Source organism: Imperialibacter sp. EC-SDR9, from assembly GCF_902498805.1.
Lineage (GTDB): Bacteria > Bacteroidota > Bacteroidia > Cytophagales > Cyclobacteriaceae > Imperialibacter.
The window spans coordinates 1-19,096 of the sequence record NZ_LR701575.1; the positions used below are offsets into that span (position 1 = coordinate 1).

Genomic DNA, 19,096 nt, shown 5'->3' on the forward strand with positions numbered 1-19,096 from the left:
TCTACCCCTATACAAACCCAAAATAGTTGACCAGGGGGGCTTGTTCCCCAATTGGAACCCAAATTCACCATAGAACTCTCTATGACAACTTATTTATCCTAACTTCATATCGTTTAGGACGCTATTGATTCCTTACCTAATGTGATATGAATGAAGTTCTTCCTTGGTGTAACAGATAACAATTGGTACCGATACCTAAGCAGTATCAATCCTGAGGACATTAATTTTTGGCAGCCAGGTGGAACAATAAACTTCAAAGCGCTAAGCCCTGGCGAGCCCTTTCTTTTCAAGCTAAAAAGCCCCTTAAATGCCATAGGTGGTTTAGGTTTTTTCTCAAGTCATACCTTTCTACCCATTTCGCTGGCGTGGGACATCTTCAAAGACAGAAACGGTTGCGCCTCCTTAGCCGAATTTCGAAAGATGATCCTGAACTACCGGAACGACAAAGACAATCCAAACCCGAAGATAGGCTGCATCGTGCTTACTAACCCCATTTTCTTTGAACAGAAGGATTGGATAGAAGTACCCGCAAACTGGAGCAATAGCATTGTGCAGGGAAAATCATATGGTATTGAGGACACGATAGGCAGGGCAATATGGTTGAAGGTAAGCGAGCTTCTTGAAAAATACATGTATCTGAGTTCAACTCAGGAGGAACAGACTCCCTTTATGGTTCACGAACCGGAGTTTCCGACATATGGCAAGGCGATCTTAAGAAAGGTTAGAATCGGCCAAGGTGCATTCCGGGTAAATGTGACGGACGCCTATACCCGGAAGTGCTCTGTCACTGGTGAGAAAACGCTCCCGGTTCTGCAAGCGGCTCACATCAAACCTTATTATGAAGCAGGCCCTAATCATACGTCAAATGGGTTGTTGCTGCGATCCGACATCCACAAGCTTTTTGACGACGGCTATATTACCGTAACAAAAGACTACAAAGTTGAAGTCAGCCGCCGGATACGGGAAGAATTTGAAAACGGCAAGGAATACTACCAGTACCATGGCAAAGAACTGATGATATTGCCACAGCATGAAATCGATCGGCCTCACCTTCAGTATCTGGACTGGCACAATACCAACGAGTTTGAAAAATGGGATCAGAAATAGTAGAAATTATTGACAGAATCAGGAAGTTCAGGGACGAAAGAGACTGGCAGCAGTTCCACGACCCCAAAAACCTCGCTGTTTCACTAAGCGTGGAATCAGCCGAACTGCTCCAAACTTTTCTCTGGAGAGATGCTTCCGAAGCCAACCTCGAAAATGTAAAGGAAGAGTTGGCAGACGTGTTTTATTCGGCCTTTTTACTGGCCGACACTTACCAACTAGACGTAAAACAGATCATCTTCGACAAATTGGAAAAGAATGCTGCTAAATACCCTGTGGATAAGGCCAAGGGATCGAACAGAAAGTGGGATGAATTGTAGTTCAAGCCCCGTTATTCTACATGCTCGCTTTCGTATGTCGAACCGGTAATATTGGCCGATCTCTGATCAGATAACCTATTTCCCGCCCAGCGCAAATGCCTGCTTGTATCTGGATAAAAAATACTCCGCCCCACCTGCCGTAACCGAGCAACACATCGGCCATCTATATCGATAGATCAAATGCATAGTCCTTGTAGCTGATCACCTTTCTCCCCTTTTCGTTTTCAATCCAGGCCTTTTCCAGGTGGCTGAGGGCTATCATGTTTTTCGTTGAGACATTTTTGAATTTTAGCACTACTGCATCCAACACCTCTAATTCGAGTTCGCTAAAAACCTCCAGACGACATTTGCGACTGGGCCGGCCCTTGAACTGCTCCCCTTCGTTCCCATCGGGAAATGGCGTCACCCAAATATCGATATCATCATTATTGGCCATGTATTCAAAAATGCTGTTAAAATTATTGGGTACCGGCCCCATGTTGATGGCCCGGTACTTTGCTCCACTGATAGAAAAGCAGGATCGCTTGAAAGTCAGGAAATCGGCGTAAAACAGCAGCTTATTGAGTTGAGTCTTCCATGGTTCAAGCTTCTCGCTAAAGAACACCACCATTTCGGTGAGCTTAGATAGGTTGGGCCTTCGGTAGCCTGAGAACTCATCAGAAACAAGGCTTCCCAGCAAATAGTCCTGTAGCTCGAACGAGAACAAATTGGCTTGCTGCTCGTCAATAAGCGCCGCCAGTCTTCTTATCAGCTTTTTCTTGAAGGCCGTATCCAGGCTTTCGCTCAATTCCACCAAATTCAGGAATTTAGCCGGGTCGGCCGCCAGCTGGATCAACCTGGCATTGGCAAGGCTGGGCACCTCCCCTGCTTCATAGTTTCGGTAGCTATTGACTCCGAAGCCCAGGATTTCCGACATTTTGGTGGCAGGAAGCCCATATTGCTCCCTTACCACCTTTATTTCATTTGGGAAAGGGAGGTTGTGTTTGGCTCTGTACTGATTATAGAGCTGGAGCATATTCAGCTCGTCGAGCGATGTGGTAGTAAATTGTTCTCCACTTTCTTCGCACAAAAAGAAGTGGTAAGACACCTCAAAAGATTCCTTTCTAAAGTCGAGGACTCTTGATTCGATCTTCACAGGCATTGGGCGTCCTGTAATGGGGCTGTTCATGGGTTAGTTTTTAAATGGGTACTGCATAGCACGCTCTGAAATATGGAATGAAATACACAGGACACCACTTTGTCCGTATCCAATGGATATTTTGATGTAGACCTCATTCTTTTTTACCTCCTTTCCGAAGACCCACAACTCACTTTTGTTGTATAGTGTGTCTTCCAAAGGCCCCTCCGAATAATCCTCTATTTTTAAATCAAGGAGGGTTTTTTCACGATCAATAGGCCTTATTTCCAAGTCTGCCAGCGTTTGGGCATTTTTTCCTCTGTCGTCTCTAAAAAAGACGGTAGTCAGTTGCATCTTTTGTTTAAACGCTCGAAGAAAATTTTCAACCTCTGTTTTTGTGGCCATTTACTACAGTCATGAAACAAAGGTAATCTTCATAAACACATATATCAACTTTAAAGTTCTATTTTTTAGATTAAACAACAAAAATTAACTTTAAAATTATAATATACTTGAGTCATGATGAAGACAGAGACTCAAAGACTACAAAAGTTTTGTCTGTAGTAAGCCTTGCCTTTGTGTCACTACCTGTCAGGCCTTCGTGCGGGTAGGTGATAAGCCCTTATGCCGGTACCAGTTAAGCCCTTATGACATGTATAGTAAAGCCGTTAAAACACCTGAGGTAACGCCTTATCGGAGGTGAGTAAACGGCTTAACAGGAGGCTGCGGTGCGCACCATATGTAGTCGGTGGTAGGCAGCATAGGTAGTGAGTGGTGCGCAGCAAACAGGTTCGCTAAGGGCAGAGTGGAAACGGAGCGTAAAATAAGGTGCAGTCGCTCCTGTATGTATGATTATACGAAAATAAGGCCAGTTTGGTGGTTGAAAGGGTACTCAATATGGCATAAGTGTAAAACTCAGCGTGCCTTGCAGGAGACGCTGAGGGTAAATAGAGACTACAAAAGTTTCGGCTGGTACGCCGCCGACGACGGGTCAGCAGCCTGGTATGATACCCGCAGGAAGGTGGGGCTGCAAACTTTTGTAGTCTGAGATCGTCCGTCCAACCACAAATAATCGCTTTGAAGCCACGTCTGCTGAAGACTCAGCGTTCCTTGCAGCACCTACTCTTTGATACAGCGAACGTTAAGACCAACCCTGTATGTATAGTCGCCCCAGGGGAAGAAATTAGCGGTAATGCCGGATGAATAAGGTCCGGTATAGTAAGTGTCCGGCGCTACCCACCAATACGTGAGCTCTCCTACGTAGTCAAAAACAGTCCATCTTGCACCTGCGGCAACAGCCGAGAACCCGTACGCATTTGTTCCATTATTATCGTTGGCCCAGCTATAGGTTGCTTTCAGGGCTTCTCCGACCGAGCCCGGGTAACCATCGTTGACGACAAAACTCTCCAAATCTTCCCAATCCTGCATGGTAGGCATGTGCCATCCGGCCGGGCAAAGCTCCTTGTGTTCAATCACATAGTAGTTATAGTAAGCACCATACGGCCTTTCGTAAGTCGCCTGATCATTATATAGCCAGCTATATGCCGGCGTATTATTGGACCACCAGGTAACATCATCCTGCACTTCTGGTATGGGCTCACCGTCAGGATAAGCGACTGCCCGCAGGTTTTCGCTCATCCATACCTGGGTGCCAATCTCCACTGTGCCGTAGGCTTCGCCGTCCCTTTCATCAATCCATTCCTCTCCCGGTGACCAATTTGCATTTGGGTTGCCTGTTGCGTCTCCTAAATCGATGTCAACTGTATCAAAACCTTCATCTACGATGATATGGAAGACAATCTTTCCGTCCTCCAGTGTGGCGTCTACATTGATATTGTACAAAGTCCTGGGCTGTGGATCGGCAATGGACGCTGTGAACGTGCGGTCGATGGTGGTGCCGTCCAGTTTGGTNCTTTCATCAATCCATTCCTCTCCCGGTGACCAATTTGCATTTGGGTTGCCTGTTGCGTCTCCTAAATCGATGTCAACTGTATCAAAACCTTCATCTACGATGATATGGAAGACAATCTTTCCGTCCTCCAGTGTGGCGTCTACATTGATATTGTACAAAGTCCTGGGCTGTGGATCGGCAATGGACGCTGTGAACGTGCGGTCGATGGTGGTGCCGTCCAGTTTGGTATAGCTCAGGTTTACTTCAACATCAAGCGGAGAGGTTAAAAAATAGCCTTCTCTGGTTTCGCCCTGGGCGTAGAAAAGGCTGGCTCCGCTGCTTACCACTGTTACCGTGCCTGTGTAGCTGTGGAAGGTGTTCACCACATTGGTAGAGTAATTAATAGCCACTTTGGTATTGGCCAGTTCAGCTTCGATGTCGATGGACTTGAGTTCTTCCTTGTCGATGGTGAAGTTATCAGACCGCCCGAAGTAGTAGGGATTTTCGAAGGCGGCGTCCACCATTTTATTGCTGTGGGCTTCTACGTAGTACTCGCCGGTGGGTAGCTGCACTTCCGCTGGTGCTGTAGAAAATGGATCAAAGACCATTACTTCCGTGCCGTCAGCAGCAAAAATGGTCACCCGGAAATCGTCGGTGTTGACGGCCAGGACCCGGCCATTGGTTGGTTCGGAGGTGATGGTGAGGGATAGGTTCAGCGACAGGTAGCCGTAGTCGAGAGGCTCCGGCGTCTCTTTCTCATTTCGGTCGCAGGAAATTAAAAATATGCCAATAACAAAAGCAGTAATTACGTTTTTCATACTTTTTTAATTGATATACATGTTATCACCAATCTCCAAATTGAGCCCAATTAGTCTTTGATGCACCTAATGGAAAGTCCCAATTCTTTTTCGTTGTTATTAAGCAGTAGATAATTGAGCAACATTTGCATTTGAAGCAGAAGCTGCGCTGCTCCAAAATCGTCCTATAATTTTTAAACTATTAAAATAACCTCCGCTATTTCTCAATCCAGCGCCTCTCCCACTAAACCCTGATTCATTTGTAGAAGTCTCATTTGGTGCCATCCAAGTTAATTCTCCTGCCTCTTTTAGTTTATCACCTGCATTTGAAGTTCCACCCAGCGTTGTAGCAAGGTTATTCCATTCAGCAAAACTGGGTACATGCCAGTCTGCCGGACATGCACCATTCACTCCACTTGGAACATCATCGCTACTTTCTTCACCATCCATAGCTGCATACCAATTATACAAGACTCCATAAGTCTCGTAATTAGGCAATTGGATTGCTTCTGATTTATCATTGCCGTCGTAGTCGTAAATTCCGTATCCAGAAACTTCACCAGCCCCCTGTGATACAAATTCTTGATTATTATGAATCTCAGGCAGATATCTCAAGTTTTCACTCATCCAAACCTGATCACCTATTTGCACAGTTCCGTATACTTGGTTGTCTCTTTCATCAATCCATTCCTCTCCCGGTGACCAATTTGCATTTGGGTTGCCTGTTGCGTCTCCTAAATCGATGTCAACTGTATCAAAACCTTCATCTACGATGATATGGAAGACAATCTTTCCGTCCTCCAGTGTGGCGTCTACATTGATATTGTACAAAGTCCTGGGCTGTGGATCGGCAATGGACGCTGTGAACGTGCGGTCGATGGTGGTGCCGTCCAGTTTGGTATAGCTCAGGTTTACTTCAACATCAAGCGGAGAGGTTAAAAAATAGCCTTCTCTTGTTTCGCCCTGGGCGTAGAAAAGGCTGGCTCCGCTGCTTACCACTGTTACCGTGCCGGTGTAACTATGAAAGGTGTTCACCACATTCGCCGAATAGTTGATAGCGACTTTAGTATTGGCCAGCTCGGTTTCAATGTCTATAGATTTCAGCTCTTCTTTGTCGATGGTGAAGTTGTCGGATCGCCCGAAATAATAAGGATTCTCAAAGGCGGCGTCTACCAGGTTGTTGCTGTGGGCTTCCACGTAGTATTCGCTGGTAGGCAGCGATACTTCCGCAGGCGCTGTAGAAAACGGATCGAACACCATCACTTCGGTGCCATCAGCAGCAAAGATCGTGACCCTAAAGTCGTCGGTGCTCACCGCCAGGATCCGGCCGTTGGCTGGTTCGGAGGTGATGGTGAGGGATAGGTTCAGCGAAAGGTAGCCGTAGTCGACTGGGTCAGGTAAGCTTCCTTCAAACTTCTCACAGGAAGCAAGCATGAAAAACACCGCTATAAAAGAAAAAACGTTTATCCGTGACAACATATTATCGATTTTTAAGACTGAGGTTTGTTTACCCTGACTCCTGTTATTCCTGCAAGTCTGGTTGAAGCTTCAGAAGGTCTACGAAAGCATAGCCGCCTCTCTGCCCAAGTGCAAGCACATTCTTACTTGATGTTTCGGCTATCGAACTCGGAGAGAAGAAGTCTCCGTTTAACCCCCAGATAGTGTTGGAATGGATGATGTTCCCCAATGAAGACGGGCCTACTCTCAAAACCCAAAGATCGGCGTTTCCATCGGAGGGGTCGGCAGTCAGGTCACCATTTGTGGAATAGGTTGTTCCAATGATCAATAGGTCGCCGTTAATGTCAAAAACAGCGTCACTAAAACCGTCGATTCCATCTCCTCCGTAGGTGTTAGAAAAGACGACACCCCCGCTAAGGTTTACCTTACAAATCCAGCCATTGTTGCCAGCATGCACATTCCCTGTCAAATCGCCATCTGAGGAATCAGAAATTCCAGCTACATAATAGCCGTCGCTTGCAGCCAGCACTTTTGATGGTATCTCCACGCCAGAACCACCAAGAAAGGTGTTCCATGCAACAACTCCATTTGAAGATACTTTCTCGAGGTAGCCATCATAGTTTCCCAACCTTGCCGGATTTGATCGAGATAAAGCAAGCAGAATATAGCCGCCATCATCAGTGGCAGAGATTGAATAACCTTCGTCCACGGACAACATAGCAATAGTCCTTGATGAGACCAAGGTTCCAGACGGAGTGATTTCAGCAACAAAGATATCACCGAAGCTGGCAACTGAGCCGGTTGTAACTATGTTTCCATTTGACAACAGGTCTAGTTCAGCTAAACGATCGTTCGATGTGGTACCCACCGTTAAGTCCCAAATCAGGTTCCCCATATTATCAGTTTTAATAACCCAACCATCACTTAGACCTATATTATCTCCTGCCAAATCGAGGTCTGTAGAATTGGCATTTCCAACGATGTAAATATTCCCATTGGAATCCTCGATGAGGTCTGACCCGACGTCATGCCCTGTACCGCCATAATGCTGTTGCCACAAAATGTTTCCATTGACATCGGTCTTTACCAGGCGGGCATCCCAGCTTCCGTACGACTGCGCAGAGTTATCAGCGAACAGCATCAAATAGCCTCCATCGATTGTTTCGATCACTTTAGTAGCCCCCATGTTCGAAAAAGAAATAAAAAATGATGGTTCGGAACCACTAGCAGCACTTTCCCCTAACTCAACTTCTACGGTATCAAACCCCTCATCCACCGTAATATTAAACACCACTTTACCATCTTCCAGCGTTGCGTCTACATTGATATTGTACAGGGTCTTGGGCTGCGGATCAGCAATTGACGCTGTGAACGTGCGGTCGATGGTGGTGCCGTCCAGCTTGGTGTAGCTCAGGTTCACTTCCACATTAAGCGGAGAGGTTAAAAAATAGCCTTCTCTGGTTTCGCCCTGGGCGTAGAAAAGGCTGGCTCCACTGCTTGCCACTGTTACTGTGCCTGTGTAGCTGTGGAAGGTGTTCACTACATTCGCCGAATAGTTGATGGCGACTTTAGTATTGGCCAGTTCAGCTTCGATGTCGATGGACTTGAGTTCTTCCTTGTCGATGGTGAAGTTATCAGACCGCCCGAAGTAGTAGGCGTTTTCAAAGGCGGCGTCTACCAGGTTGTTGCTGTGGGCTTCCACGTAGTACTCGCCCGTGGGGAGCGATACTTCCGCCGGCGCTGTAGAAAATGGATCAAACACCATGACTTCAGTGCCATTGGCTGCGAAGATCGTCACCCGGAAATCGTCGGTGCTCACCGCCAGGGTTCTGCCATTGGCTGGTTCGGAGGTGATAGTGAGGGAGAGGTTCAGCGACAGGTAGCCATAGTCGAGGGGCTCTGGCGTTTCACTTTGCTGCTGGCAGGCAACAGCTAAAAAAAGGAAACTTAAAACAAGGGTTTTCAAGGCTTTCATGGTGGTACGCATTAGTCTAAAAACCACTAAGAAAGAAAAAAAGCCGACAGTGAGCGAGTTGCTTTTGTCGGTGACAGGTTATCCTTCGTGAAGACAGTAAAAAATTTTGTGAATGCCTTGGCCTGGATCGGGATACATGCGGAGGGGCGACAAGTTCGTTCTGTCACAGAGAATACAAAAGTTTTGGTCGATAGTGGCTACCCCGATGGGTCGGCAGCCACCTATCAAACTCGCAGGAAGGTGGGGCCACAAACTTTGTCGTCTTCGACAAGTTTATTAGCTTCCTTTACTCTACCCTCAATCCGTTCACAGGGTTGAACTTGCGCAGGCGGATCACTTGAATACCGACTGTGAACAAGAGTACGCCAATGAGCACAAATACAGCCACTGCCACGCCAGAAAAACCAATGGGCATGTGGAAGGTATAGGCCGCATCGAATAAGATGTTCATCAGCTTGTAGCTTAGCGGCGCTCCGAGCAGTAACGCTACTGCAAAAAGAACGGCATACCTTCGGGTAATATTAGTGGCTATGCTCGTTAGCCGGGCTCCCAGCACCTTTCTGATGCTGAACTCCCTGATCCTGCCCACCACATTGAGGCTAATGAGCCCATAAAGCCCCAACCCAGCCAGCAAAATGGCCATGGTGGCCACCACCTGCCACACGATGGCATGGATGTCAATTACTTCATAGTAAAAGCCCCACACATCCTCCTGGTAGCCGCCCATAAACGGCGTTTCGGGAAACAGGGGCGCCCACTGCCCCTGCAGTGCCTCGTACACCGCCTTTTCTGTTCCGGGCTTCGCCTTCATGGTGAGGTAACGGTAGTCGTTTTTGTCGGCCAGGCTGAAAAAAGCGGGCCTGATCTTGTTGGAAAGGTCGTAGGCGTGGAAATCGGCCACTACGCCCACCACCTCATACCGTGTGCTGTCGATATCGAACGCTTGCCCGAGCACCTCGCTGGCAGGCACGCCCGGCGCTATGCTGGCCGCCAGGGTAGCATTAAGTACCACTCCATGCCAATCGTTCGCAGCATTTTCCCGGAAGGTTCTCCCTTCTACCAGCTGCAGGCCCATGGTTTCAAAGTAACGGGCATTTACCTTTAGCTCCATGGCCTCATATTGCCTGTCGGGGAAGTGCAGAACCGCCGTTTGCTCACTGCGACCCAGGTGATGAACCGATCCTGAGAGTGAAACAACGTCGGGGTGGCTGCTAAGGGCATCCCTCAGCTGGGCAAACGCCTGCGCATCAGGCAAACCGGTGTAAAGCACCTCATGCTGGCTGTAGCCCCAGCTTCTGGCACCCAGCCAGGCACTGTTTTGGGTGAAAGTAACAGCACTGGTGATGAACACGCAAGCAAAAACAAGCTGCAAGGCCAGAAAAACCCTGGTGAGGGTATTATTTTTACCAAACCTCACCGTGCCTTTGATGATGTTCACCACCTGGAAACGGGAGATGTAAAGAGCGGGATAAATACCAGAGGCCAGGCTGGTGAGTAGCAGGATGGCCGGCAGGAAAATCCAGAGAGAAGTGTCGGCAAAGCGAAAGCCCATATCGAAACCCCACATCCCTTCAAAAGCCCGAATGAAAAAGCCAAGGGCCAGTGCGATGCCGAGCAGCATAGCAAAAAAGGTAATCAGCACGTTTTCTGCCAGAAACTGGACGACCACCGTGCCCCGGGTGGCACCGATCGTTTTTCTGATCCCAATTTCTTTCAGCCGCTTCGTGGCCGACACAATTGCTATGTTGATGTAGTTCAGACAGGCAAGCGCCAGCATCAGTACAGCCACTATGGACATAAACATAATCGACATGTAGTTGTCTCTGGAACTCTGTGAAATACCATCTTTGATGTACTCCGACGTTTCGTGCAGCGTGGCCAGGGGCCGGAAGGCAAATGAAGAAATTGCCCAATCGGGCTGTACGGCACTGTTTTGAATGGCTATGTATTTGTCCATGGCTGCCTCAACAGAAGAAACATTGAAAGGGTCATCTACCTGAATAAAAGTGGCGGCCAGTGTAGCACCCCAGTCGTGGATATTGTAGTTGGGCTGCGTTTGGAGGTTATCGAAGTTGAGCAGGAAGTCAAAACTGATGGTACGGGAGGCCGGGAACTTTGCCGCCACGCCCGCCACCTTGAACAGCTTGCCGTTGCCCTGATCAAACTTTACCAGCACCTCTTTGCCCAGAGGGTCTTCCGTGCCGAAGTACTTCTCTGCCATGTTTTTGCTCAGCACAATGCTATTCGGGTCGGCCAGCGATGCCTTATTACCCGACTGCAGAGGAAAAGTGAACATGTCGAGAAACTCAGGGTCAGCGTAGCGCACCCTTTCGTGGTACACCTCATCGCCATATTTGACAACTACCGGCCTGTCTTCTACCCGGCAAACCTTGTCTATGTGGGTGAAGTCTTCCCGCAGCATGGCGCCCAGTGGTCGTGGCGTAGTGCCGTATTCCTGCGGCGTGCCGTCTCTGTCGGCCAAAAAGGTGACGAGGAAAACTTCGTTTTTATGCTCATGAAACTGATCGGTGCTGAAGGTCCAGCTGGCAAAGGCATAAACGAACACAGCGATGCCAATGGCAACCGCCAACCCAAACACGTTGATGAAGGAGTTCAGTGGGTTTTTCATCAGGCTGCGCAAAGAGATTTTGAAATAGTTGCGAAACATGACGGCACCTGCATTGGTGGAAGACGCTGGTCTCCTCCAGGCATAGGGCTGGAAGCAGCGCAGCACGTCCCACAGGTAAAGTAATCTGGCTTTGAAAAGGCCCTTTTCCGCTGCCCTTTCATAGAAAAACTCTTCGAGGTCGCCATGCATTTCTTCATACATGCCGGGCTGGCAGTACCATTTGAAAAAAGCGTGTGGCAGGCGGGGAATGGTAGGTTTCTTTCCCATATCAGTTGGTTTGCCATTTAAAAGCCAGTTCGGGAATCTGCTTTCTCAGAGACATCCGAAGGTCCATCGATTCATCAAGGGCTTTCTTTCCATAGGGTGTGATGTTGAACAGGCGTTTCCGCTTCCCCCCTCTTTTTGATTCAGGGTCGCCCAGCCGGGAGTCCAGCATGCCTTTCTTTTCGAGGCGGTACAGCGACTTGTGTACGGCGCTCACATTCACTGAGCGATCCGACTGCCTTTCCACCTCTTTGGTGATGGCCACAGCGTAGGCATCGTCGTACAGCACCCCTACTGTCAGCAATACCAGCTCTTCAAATTCACCAAGATATATTCTTTGCATGAGTCGTATATAATTGACATTTGTCTGTAATATACAACAAGCTTTTAATAAAGTTTACTTTTGTCAGTTTAATTGTATTTGACCCAGGTCACCCTAACCTTTTTAAACAAAAAAGGCCAACCCTTCCAGATTGACCTTTCTGCTTTTGAAGCAATGCGTTACTTAAGACTTCGCAGCTTTGATGCTTACTTTGATTTCGATGTTGTCAGCCAATACCATGTCTTTCATGAAGTGAACCCACTTCACATCATAATCTTGTCTGTTAAATACCAATACGCCTTCAGCAGATAGTCCGCCGTCGGTTACTTCCATTGAAGAAAGCTCCATTGTCTCCTCTTTTGTCTTGCCTCTGATCGTAAGGTCACCAGTCACTTTGCTGCCCTCCTGAGATTTGATGGTGAAAGTAGCTGTAGGGAATTCTTCAACGAGGAAGAAATCGCCTGTTGATAAGTGACCAACAAGGTCGCTTGCTCTTCTACCCTCTTCGTCTTTGAAAGAAGCAGAATCCAAAGGAACGATAGAAGTCATATCGATGGTGATATCACCACCAGTGAGATGAGTGCCCTCTGCTATTACTGATCCGTTGGCTACCTCAATCACGCCGTTGTGGCCATACACGCCAGCCACTTCGCCCTTCCAGGCTACTACAGAGCTGGTGGGGTCTACAGTGTAAGTCATAGCGGCTACCTCTTCTGTAGCGGCAGTTTCTGCCGATGATTCAGTTGTTGCGTTTCCACCACCACAGGCCGTAAGGAAGCCCGCTGCGATCAATGACGCAAATAATGTTTTTGTGCTTGTCAAGTTCATAGTTGTAATTGGTTTGAGATACAAAGCTAATGAAATAGCTACATTAAATGTAGCTACATTAAATATTAACTTGATTATTGGCTATTTGTTTGCACTCGTCGGTAAAAAAATTGACTCAGTGTAACATTTTGAATAACAAGTAATTGCCACACCTACCAGGAATGTCCCCTGTTCGCCTGAAAAAATATTATCAAAATTTTGGTTTTCCCTTTTGCAAAAGCGGAACAAACGCATACTTTTGCATCTCGATTTACAAACGGTAGTCGAGACACAACGAAAGGAGTGGTAGTTCAGCTGGTTAGAATGCCTGCCTGTCACGCAGGAGGTCGCGGGTTCGAGTCCCGTCCATTCCGCAAGGAGCCTTAGAGAAATCTAAGGCTTTTTTGTTTTCGGGGAGTTCTGGTGTGGAGACACAATTTTCCGGTGTGAAGACACAACCGGAAACACCGGCTGGTTAGCATGCATGCCTGTCACGCAGAAGGTTGCGGCGGTTCGCCGGTGCGATTCGAGTCACGTCACAACAGACTGCCTTAGAGAAATCTAAGGCTTTTTTGTTTTCGGGGAGTTCTGGTGCGGAGACACAATTTTCCGGTGTGAAGACACACCCGGAAACAGGAAGCTTGTGAAGACACGGGCAAAAACACCGGCTGGTTAACATGCCTGCTTGTCACGCAGAAGGTTGCGGCGGTTCGTCGGTGCGATTCGAGGCCCGTCGCAATGGACTGCCTTAGAGAAATCTAAGGCTTTTTTGTTTTCAAGTAATTCTGGTGTGGAAATACAATTTTCCGGTGTGGAGACACAACCGGAAACGGGAAGCTGTGAAGACAAAGGCAAAAACACTTGCTGGTTAGCATGCCTGCCTGTTGCGCAAGACGTTGTCAGCAGCGCCTTCCTCTGTCACCAACATTGTTGATAATTGGCTCTCCACCCATTAGTTTTATCATCAGCAACAAATAGCTCGATGGAAAGTGACTTGAAAAGCCGGCTGATGGCAGACCGGTCAAAGCAGAACATAGAAAGGCTGGCACAGGAAATAGGTGCCGACGAGGAAAAATTTGCTGAAGTGATGGATATCTTCTTCAGCGGGCCATATCGAATCACCCATTTCTCAGCTCACCTGCTGGGCAAATGCTGCGATCTCCATCCTCACCTGATCCTCCCCTATTTGAGCAAAATGATAAACCTACTGGATAAAAACGTGCATGATTCACTGAAAAGGAATATCCTCCGTACTATGCAGTTTATCGACGTTCCGGAAGAGCATTGGGACAAAACTGTGCAGTACTGCTTCGAGCTGCTTCTGTCCAAAAAAGAGCCGATTGCCGTGAAAGTGTTTGGCATGACCGTGCTAGCCAACCTGTGCCAAAAGCTGCCTGAGCTTAAGAATGAGCTGAGGATCATCATCGAAGACCAAATGCCTTATGGCTCAGCTGGCTTTAAGAGCCGGGGAAGCAAAATTCTAAAAAAACTTCAGCAATAGTCGACGCTACTCCCTGCTCCAAAGCTTGTGCTGCAAGATCTTCTCCAGCACGGCCTCTCTCCAAAGTTTACTGATAGGCACGATTCCCTTTTCAGTGGCGATCTCATTTCCTTCGATAGACTTCACCTTATCAATATTCAATACATACGATTTGTGCGTTTGAACAAACTGATTCGATGGCAGTAGCTCCATTACCTTTTTCAGCGTCAAATGCGCAATATGGTTTTCTGTCAGTGTGTGCACCTTCACATAGTTCTGCATGCTTTCTACATACACCAATTCCGCAAGCCTGATTCGTTCAATTTTCTGGCCAGTCTTTATGTAGAAATAATCGGCTTTTGCGTCGTTTTGTGTACTAGCTTGCAGGTAATCAAAGGCCTTCTGCACCGCTTTTAGAAACCGATCCAATGAGATCGGCTTCAGCAGGTAGTCGATCACGCTGAGCTCATAGCCCTTCAAAGCATATTTTTCATAGGCCGAAGTAATAATCACCAGCGGTGGGTTTTTGAGGGAGGCCAGGTAATCGAGGCCTGTGATATGTGGCATTTCAATGTCAAGAAACAGCAAGTCTGGCGTTTCCGATTTCAGCATGGCATCGAGCTGCAAAGCATTTTCACAGGTGCCAATCAGCTCCAGGTAGTCCACTTTTTCCACATAGCTTTTTATCCCTTTCACTGCGAAAGGCTCATCATCGGTTATGATGCACTTAATCTTCATCCAGTGTCAATTTAAGCTTTGCGGTAAAAACCTCTTCACCTTGCTCTGTCGTCAGTACATGTTTGCCAGGATAAAGCAATTCAAGCCGTCTTTTCAGATTGGCAAGCCCTAGTCCGCCCCTTCCTGGCTCTTCTATCAGTGCACTATGCAACGCTATGGGCTCCGTGGTGTTGGTAATGTAAAATTCTATCCCATCGTTGCCGACATCCGACATCTTCAGACTGATCAACTTCTTACCGCCTAAGTACTTAAAGGCATTCTCCACCAAAGGGATGAACAGCAACGGATACACTTTTTTGTTCACAATGCCCGCATCGAGGTTGAGATCTACCTGCAGGTTAGACCCATGCCTCACCTTCTGGAGGTCAATAAAAGCATTGATGTGATCAAGTTCCTTTGCCAGGGTGGCCTTTTTATCCTTTTCTTCATAAAGCTGGTAACGGAGGAGCTCCGCCAGTTTTTCCACTGTTTTCTTCGCATCGTCCACGCTTTCATCCATTTGAAAGTAGATAGTGTTCAGGCTATTGAAAAGAAAGTGCGGATGGTACTGACTCTTAAGTAGGGCAAGCTCCGTTTCCACACTGTCTTTTTCTATTTGCTCCAGCCTTTGCGCCTGCTGCATCATGCTTCTGAGGTAGTATCGGCCTCGCCTGATCGTAAATATCAGCAGCAGATAAAGGATAGGGATGATATTGATTTGAACAAAATCACGCAGAGAGAGCCCGTCGTCAGTAAAGGCGACGAATATGGTGATGGTCACGTTAACGGCAGCCGCAAAAACCAGGTAGGAGATCACCATTTCTCTGACAATTGCCTTCGACGACGGCTGAAAGTTTTTGTTAAACCTTCTCTCCAAAAGAACAAAGCACCATTCGAAAATATACCCCACAGAAATAGCCATAAGCAACTCCAGAAGGTAAATGCTCAGCGGCCTGCTGCTGGGGAAACCACCCTGATTTGGGTTATCGATCAGGCGGATGGACACATATACAACCAGCCCGAAAATGAGCGGCTGTATGCGTGTCATCTTGCTCTTTTTGTCGTTCAAAGGTTCTTTCTCCATCGAAGCATCAATATAAGCAACTACCCTTTTCAAGTCAGGTTTGAGGCTTTGTTTTCTCCACTTTCAATTCCTTTACCCCAAACAAAAACCTGGCAATACGAAAGGGCCTTATCAGGTATTCGTAAATGACCAGAGAGCCAATAAGAGACAGCGTGCTTACAAACAGGTATTTCGCCAGGATGGACTCCTGCACCTGGATCACATAGTAGCCAATGGCAATGATCACTGTTTGGTGGAGTATATAAAAAGGGTAAATAGCCCGGTTGGCGTAGTCAATGATGGGATGATGCTTGTTGAGGTAGCGCTTGGCGTAGCCTGATGCTGCCAGCAACCACAACCAGGCATCTACGGCAAGGATACAAGTTGCCAGGTATTCCCATGCAGGGTTGATGCCCTCTATGTCCCAGGGCTCCAGCTTGTTCCACCTGAAGAAGTTAATAACGACAATGCACAAAATGGCCAAACCGAGCAGTTTTCTGCGGTGAAGTTCCACCGTATCCCACAAACTGGGGACTGCGCCTACGAGGTAACCGGCGATGAAAAAAGAAGCCCAGTAGAAATGCCATGGAAGGTCATTGATAAGGTCGTGCGTATCGGGGTTCCAGAAGGCCCAAAAGCCACCAATGATCACCGTTGGAAACATGATAACAGCAATTTTGAAATTGCCCATAGCACCAACCAATCTGGTGGCCAGTGCTTTCCCTTTCTCTGACCTGATATAAAGAAACAGTGGCAGGCACACCACCGAGTAAACAAACAAGTACAGCACAAACCACATGTGGTGCCAGGAGAAATTACCTTCCGGATATGGAATCAGCTCCAAAACTTTTGGGTAGAAAGAGAAGAATGACGAATAGTTAGCCCCGTTGAACTGCCTCTCGAAATAGATCTGAGGTGGCACTACCACAAACATGGCAAACAGCAGCGGAACCATCAATCGGTTGTTTCTCTCTTTCACATACTGCCACGGACTCCTTTTCCTCAAAGCCAAGAATGTACCGTAGCCGGAAACAAAAAACAGCAGTGGCATGCGAAACCTCGAAAGCCAAAAATTGAACTCCAGCCAGAGGTTACTTTGCTCTGCATTTTTGATATGCCAGCCGGATTCGGCAGCAAAAAGCATGGCTGTGTGAAAATAGAGCACCAGGAGTATGGCTATGATCCTTAGCCAGTCAATGTCGTGTCGTCTTTCCATGAGTTTTTTCTGTAAAAAAATTGGTTGTGGTTACATACTTCAAATCATTTTGACGAAAAGACTTTGTCAGGTGACGAAAACGTATCCTGCCTTCTCTTGCGTTTTTCCATGGCAATCAATTTCAATGCTCGCCATACTCCTTTGGAGGAAGAAGCGTCAAAAAACTATGTGAAAGCGCTCTCCAAACAAGACCGGGACAACCTGATAAGCTTTCTCAATTCTTTGTAAAAGCCTTCTTGCCGTTGGCTAGCTGGCCGACAAAAACGTCGATTATCGAGAGCGCTCTATTCCCTTTCATCTGAGGAGTGTGTATATTGAGTAACAAATACCTCAGCTACGATGACCCGATTCACGTTAGCCGTACTCATGCTTCTCGTCTCCTCCTGCCTCGATCCGCTTGAGGCACCAGCACCCGACTGGCAACCTCAGACGTTTGCCGACGGCATGCCGAATCTGGCCTTCAGATTAAGGGTCAGTGGCATCAGCCCGGGCAGTGTGCGTTTCAACAACTACTCAAGCGGTATGCATGAATTTACCTGGTATCTTGGTTACAATAACGAAAACGGCATTGAGGCTACCACTAACACGCCAGCACCGACACTTAAGTACCCCAGAAATGGTCGGTTCAATGTACGATTGAAGGGGATCGGCACCGACAGTACAGTTTACTGGGGTTCCGACTGGATAGAGATCAGCAATTTACCTGACTAGTCCCCTGCATTTGGGCCGCCCGCTTATCGATCCATCATCTTCTCAACCAGTGCCGACACTTCGCTGGTAATTTCATCCAATTCGGTTTTCAGCTTGTCCTGCAACAGCGACAGCTCTGTGTCGGTGAGAGACTGAGAAGTTTGGTGACTGTGCGGGTGATGATGGTCTCTGTGGTCTGTTTCTTTTCCAACGGCCACCACCTTCTCCTCCCAGGCTTCGAGTTTTGTACTCAACGTTTTCAATTCCTCCGAAAAAATAACCAGCGTCGTGTCTCTGGCCAGAATTTGCTCCATCGATTCAAAAATAGATCTTGTTTCGGCTTCGGTGGCCAGCAATTCCTCATAGGCCTCAAAAGCTTTCTGATAATCCTCACCCGCCTTTCCCGGGCTACAAGAAATACCAAACACCATTGCAATTAAAAGAAAGGGCTTAAAATTCATAGATAGTCTCTTTTTCACACACCAACACCTAAGCAAAAGCTACGAAGCCGCAAGGTATTACCTCGTGCAATAAAATCAACTTGTTTAATGAATTTTAAGCCCTAAAATCAAGTGGCCCTGCCCATGGCTCAGACCTGGCTCAGCTTAAGTTTATCCCCGAATTTCTTTTTGAGTTTCTCCACCTTGGGGCGGATAACAAATGAACAATACGGTTGAGACCCGTTGAGCTCAAAATAGTGCTGATGATAGTCCTCCGCTACGTAAAATTCACTGTACGGACTTATTTCAGTAACTATTGGCGAGGCAAAAACACCGCTCTTGTCTAGTTGCTCTTTGTACCTGACGGCGAGCTCCATTTGCTCCTGATTGTGGTAATACACAACTGACCTGTATTGCGGCCCTACGTCGTTACCCTGCCGGTTGAGAGTGGTGGGATCATGCGTATTCCAAAAGATTTCCAACAGATCGTCGAATGAAACTAATTTTGGGTCAAAGGTGACTTGCACCACCTCGGCATGGCCTGTTCTTCCGCCACACACCTCTCTGTAGCTTGGATTCTTCTCCTTGCCGCCGGAGTAGCCCGACTCTACTTTTATAACGCCTTTAATATTTTGAAAGATTGCTTCGGTGCACCAAAAGCACCCAGAACCGAACGTTGCCTTTTCCAATGTGATCTCCTTTTTTGATATGGTTTGCTACTTGTACAACTGCGCTTCCAAATAACATAAACCAAGCCCAATAGTTTCCATAGCGCCAGTTATTCCCGGAGATTGGTTAGACAGCCG

The 19,096-nt window shown here is 47.4% G+C and carries 18 protein-coding genes, 1 tRNA gene and 1 pseudogene; 6 read left to right on the forward strand and 14 right to left on the reverse strand.

Translation table 11 applies throughout. From position 1 onward, the window contains the following. Nucleotides 1–150: 150 nt before the first annotated feature. Both GC130_RS02885 and GC130_RS02890 read left to right on the forward strand, forming a co-directional pair. A complete protein-coding gene (locus GC130_RS02885) occupies nucleotides 151–1,107 on the forward strand; it encodes an HNH endonuclease (RefSeq protein WP_151996761.1) in 957 nt (318 codons plus the stop codon). Further along, nucleotides 1,092–1,424 (forward strand): nucleotide pyrophosphohydrolase, encoded by a 333-nt coding sequence (locus tag GC130_RS02890; protein WP_151996762.1) that lies wholly within the window; start codon nucleotides 1,092–1,094, stop codon nucleotides 1,422–1,424. Before GC130_RS02885 ends, GC130_RS02890 begins: the two co-directional genes overlap by 16 nt. 163 nt (nucleotides 1,425–1,587) lie before the next feature. On the opposite strand, the gene GC130_RS02895 is transcribed toward GC130_RS02890, so the two are convergent. Together GC130_RS02895 and GC130_RS02900 are read right to left on the reverse strand one after the other, a co-directional pair. Then, nucleotides 1,588–2,592 (reverse strand): type II TA system antitoxin MqsA family protein, encoded by a 1,005-nt coding sequence (locus GC130_RS02895; RefSeq protein WP_151996763.1) that lies wholly within the window; start codon nucleotides 2,590–2,592, stop codon nucleotides 1,588–1,590. Nucleotides 2,593–2,595: 3 nt separating this feature from the next. Further along, nucleotides 2,596–2,895, reverse strand: a complete 300-nt coding sequence (locus GC130_RS02900) for a hypothetical protein (protein ID WP_201568328.1) — start codon at nucleotides 2,893–2,895, stop codon at nucleotides 2,596–2,598. Nucleotides 2,896–3,466: 571 nt separating this feature from the next. Here GC130_RS02900 and GC130_RS29045 point away from each other — a divergent pair. Next, nucleotides 3,467–3,589, forward strand: a complete 123-nt coding sequence (locus GC130_RS29045) for a hypothetical protein (protein ID WP_255471489.1) — start codon at nucleotides 3,467–3,469, stop codon at nucleotides 3,587–3,589. A 71-nt stretch (nucleotides 3,590–3,660) separates the two neighbouring features. Here the strand turns inward: GC130_RS29045 and GC130_RS28805 are convergent. From GC130_RS28805 to GC130_RS02930, 7 genes and pseudogenes are all read right to left on the reverse strand, one after another. Next, a partial coding sequence (locus GC130_RS28805; protein ID WP_226940369.1) for a fibrobacter succinogenes major paralogous domain-containing protein occupies nucleotides 3,661–4,452 on the reverse strand: 792 nt, incomplete at its 5' end. 1 nt (nucleotide 4,453) lies between these two features. Next, nucleotides 4,454–5,250 (reverse strand): annotated as a pseudogene (locus GC130_RS29195) (DUF4493 domain-containing protein); the annotation flags it as partial. A 99-nt stretch (nucleotides 5,251–5,349) separates the two neighbouring features. Next, nucleotides 5,350–6,708 (reverse strand): DUF4493 domain-containing protein, encoded by a 1,359-nt coding sequence (locus tag GC130_RS02910; protein ID WP_151996766.1) that lies wholly within the window; start codon nucleotides 6,706–6,708, stop codon nucleotides 5,350–5,352. A gap of 43 nt (nucleotides 6,709–6,751) precedes the next feature. After that, nucleotides 6,752–8,662 (reverse strand): DUF4493 domain-containing protein, encoded by a 1,911-nt coding sequence (locus GC130_RS02915; protein ID WP_193217744.1) that lies wholly within the window; start codon nucleotides 8,660–8,662, stop codon nucleotides 6,752–6,754. A gap of 286 nt (nucleotides 8,663–8,948) precedes the next feature. After that, on the reverse strand, nucleotides 8,949–11,558 hold the full coding sequence (locus GC130_RS02920; RefSeq protein WP_151996768.1) for an ABC transporter permease: 2,610 nt from the start codon (nucleotides 11,556–11,558) through the stop codon (nucleotides 8,949–8,951). A 1-nt stretch (nucleotide 11,559) separates the two neighbouring features. Next, a complete protein-coding gene (locus tag GC130_RS02925) occupies nucleotides 11,560–11,898 on the reverse strand; it encodes a PadR family transcriptional regulator (RefSeq protein ID WP_151996769.1) in 339 nt (112 codons plus the stop codon). A 162-nt stretch (nucleotides 11,899–12,060) separates the two neighbouring features. Continuing rightward, nucleotides 12,061–12,705: a YceI family protein gene (locus GC130_RS02930; RefSeq protein WP_151996770.1), complete on the reverse strand. Its 645-nt coding sequence runs from the start codon at nucleotides 12,703–12,705 to the stop codon at nucleotides 12,061–12,063. A 279-nt stretch (nucleotides 12,706–12,984) separates the two neighbouring features. Here GC130_RS02930 and GC130_RS02935 point away from each other — a divergent pair. Then, a tRNA-Asp gene (locus GC130_RS02935) sits at nucleotides 12,985–13,058 on the forward strand. A 608-nt stretch (nucleotides 13,059–13,666) separates the two neighbouring features. Next, on the forward strand, nucleotides 13,667–14,185 hold the full coding sequence (locus GC130_RS02940) for a hypothetical protein (RefSeq protein WP_151996771.1): 519 nt from the start codon (nucleotides 13,667–13,669) through the stop codon (nucleotides 14,183–14,185). 6 nt (nucleotides 14,186–14,191) lie between these two features. Here GC130_RS02940 and GC130_RS02945 read toward each other — a convergent pair whose 3' ends face one another. From GC130_RS02945 to GC130_RS02955, 3 genes are read right to left on the reverse strand one after another with little or no spacing between them, the layout of a single operon-like run. Next, nucleotides 14,192–14,902 (reverse strand): LytTR family DNA-binding domain-containing protein, encoded by a 711-nt coding sequence (locus tag GC130_RS02945; protein ID WP_151996772.1) that lies wholly within the window; start codon nucleotides 14,900–14,902, stop codon nucleotides 14,192–14,194. Continuing rightward, on the reverse strand, nucleotides 14,892–15,998 hold the full coding sequence (locus GC130_RS02950) for a sensor histidine kinase (protein WP_151996773.1): 1,107 nt from the start codon (nucleotides 15,996–15,998) through the stop codon (nucleotides 14,892–14,894). Before GC130_RS02950 ends, GC130_RS02945 begins: the two co-directional genes overlap by 11 nt. Nucleotide 15,999: 1 nt before the next feature. Then, nucleotides 16,000–17,160, reverse strand: a complete 1,161-nt coding sequence (locus tag GC130_RS02955; protein ID WP_151996774.1) for an acyltransferase family protein — start codon at nucleotides 17,158–17,160, stop codon at nucleotides 16,000–16,002. A gap of 339 nt (nucleotides 17,161–17,499) precedes the next feature. Here GC130_RS02955 and GC130_RS02960 point away from each other — a divergent pair, with 339 nt between their 5' ends. After that, entirely contained in the window at nucleotides 17,500–17,871 is a 372-nt protein-coding gene (locus GC130_RS02960; protein WP_151996775.1) for a PKD domain-containing protein, read from the forward strand. A 23-nt stretch (nucleotides 17,872–17,894) separates the two neighbouring features. Here GC130_RS02960 and GC130_RS02965 read toward each other — a convergent pair whose 3' ends face one another. Both GC130_RS02965 and msrA read right to left on the reverse strand, forming a co-directional pair. Then, on the reverse strand, nucleotides 17,895–18,311 hold the full coding sequence (locus tag GC130_RS02965) for a hypothetical protein (RefSeq protein WP_151996776.1): 417 nt from the start codon (nucleotides 18,309–18,311) through the stop codon (nucleotides 17,895–17,897). Between the two features lie 128 nt (nucleotides 18,312–18,439). Then, nucleotides 18,440–18,979 carry a peptide-methionine (S)-S-oxide reductase MsrA gene (gene msrA / locus GC130_RS02970; protein ID WP_151996777.1) on the reverse strand — a complete coding sequence of 180 codons (540 nt, stop codon included), beginning with the start codon at nucleotides 18,977–18,979 and terminating at the stop codon, nucleotides 18,440–18,442. Nucleotides 18,980–19,096: the final 117 nt, after the last annotated feature.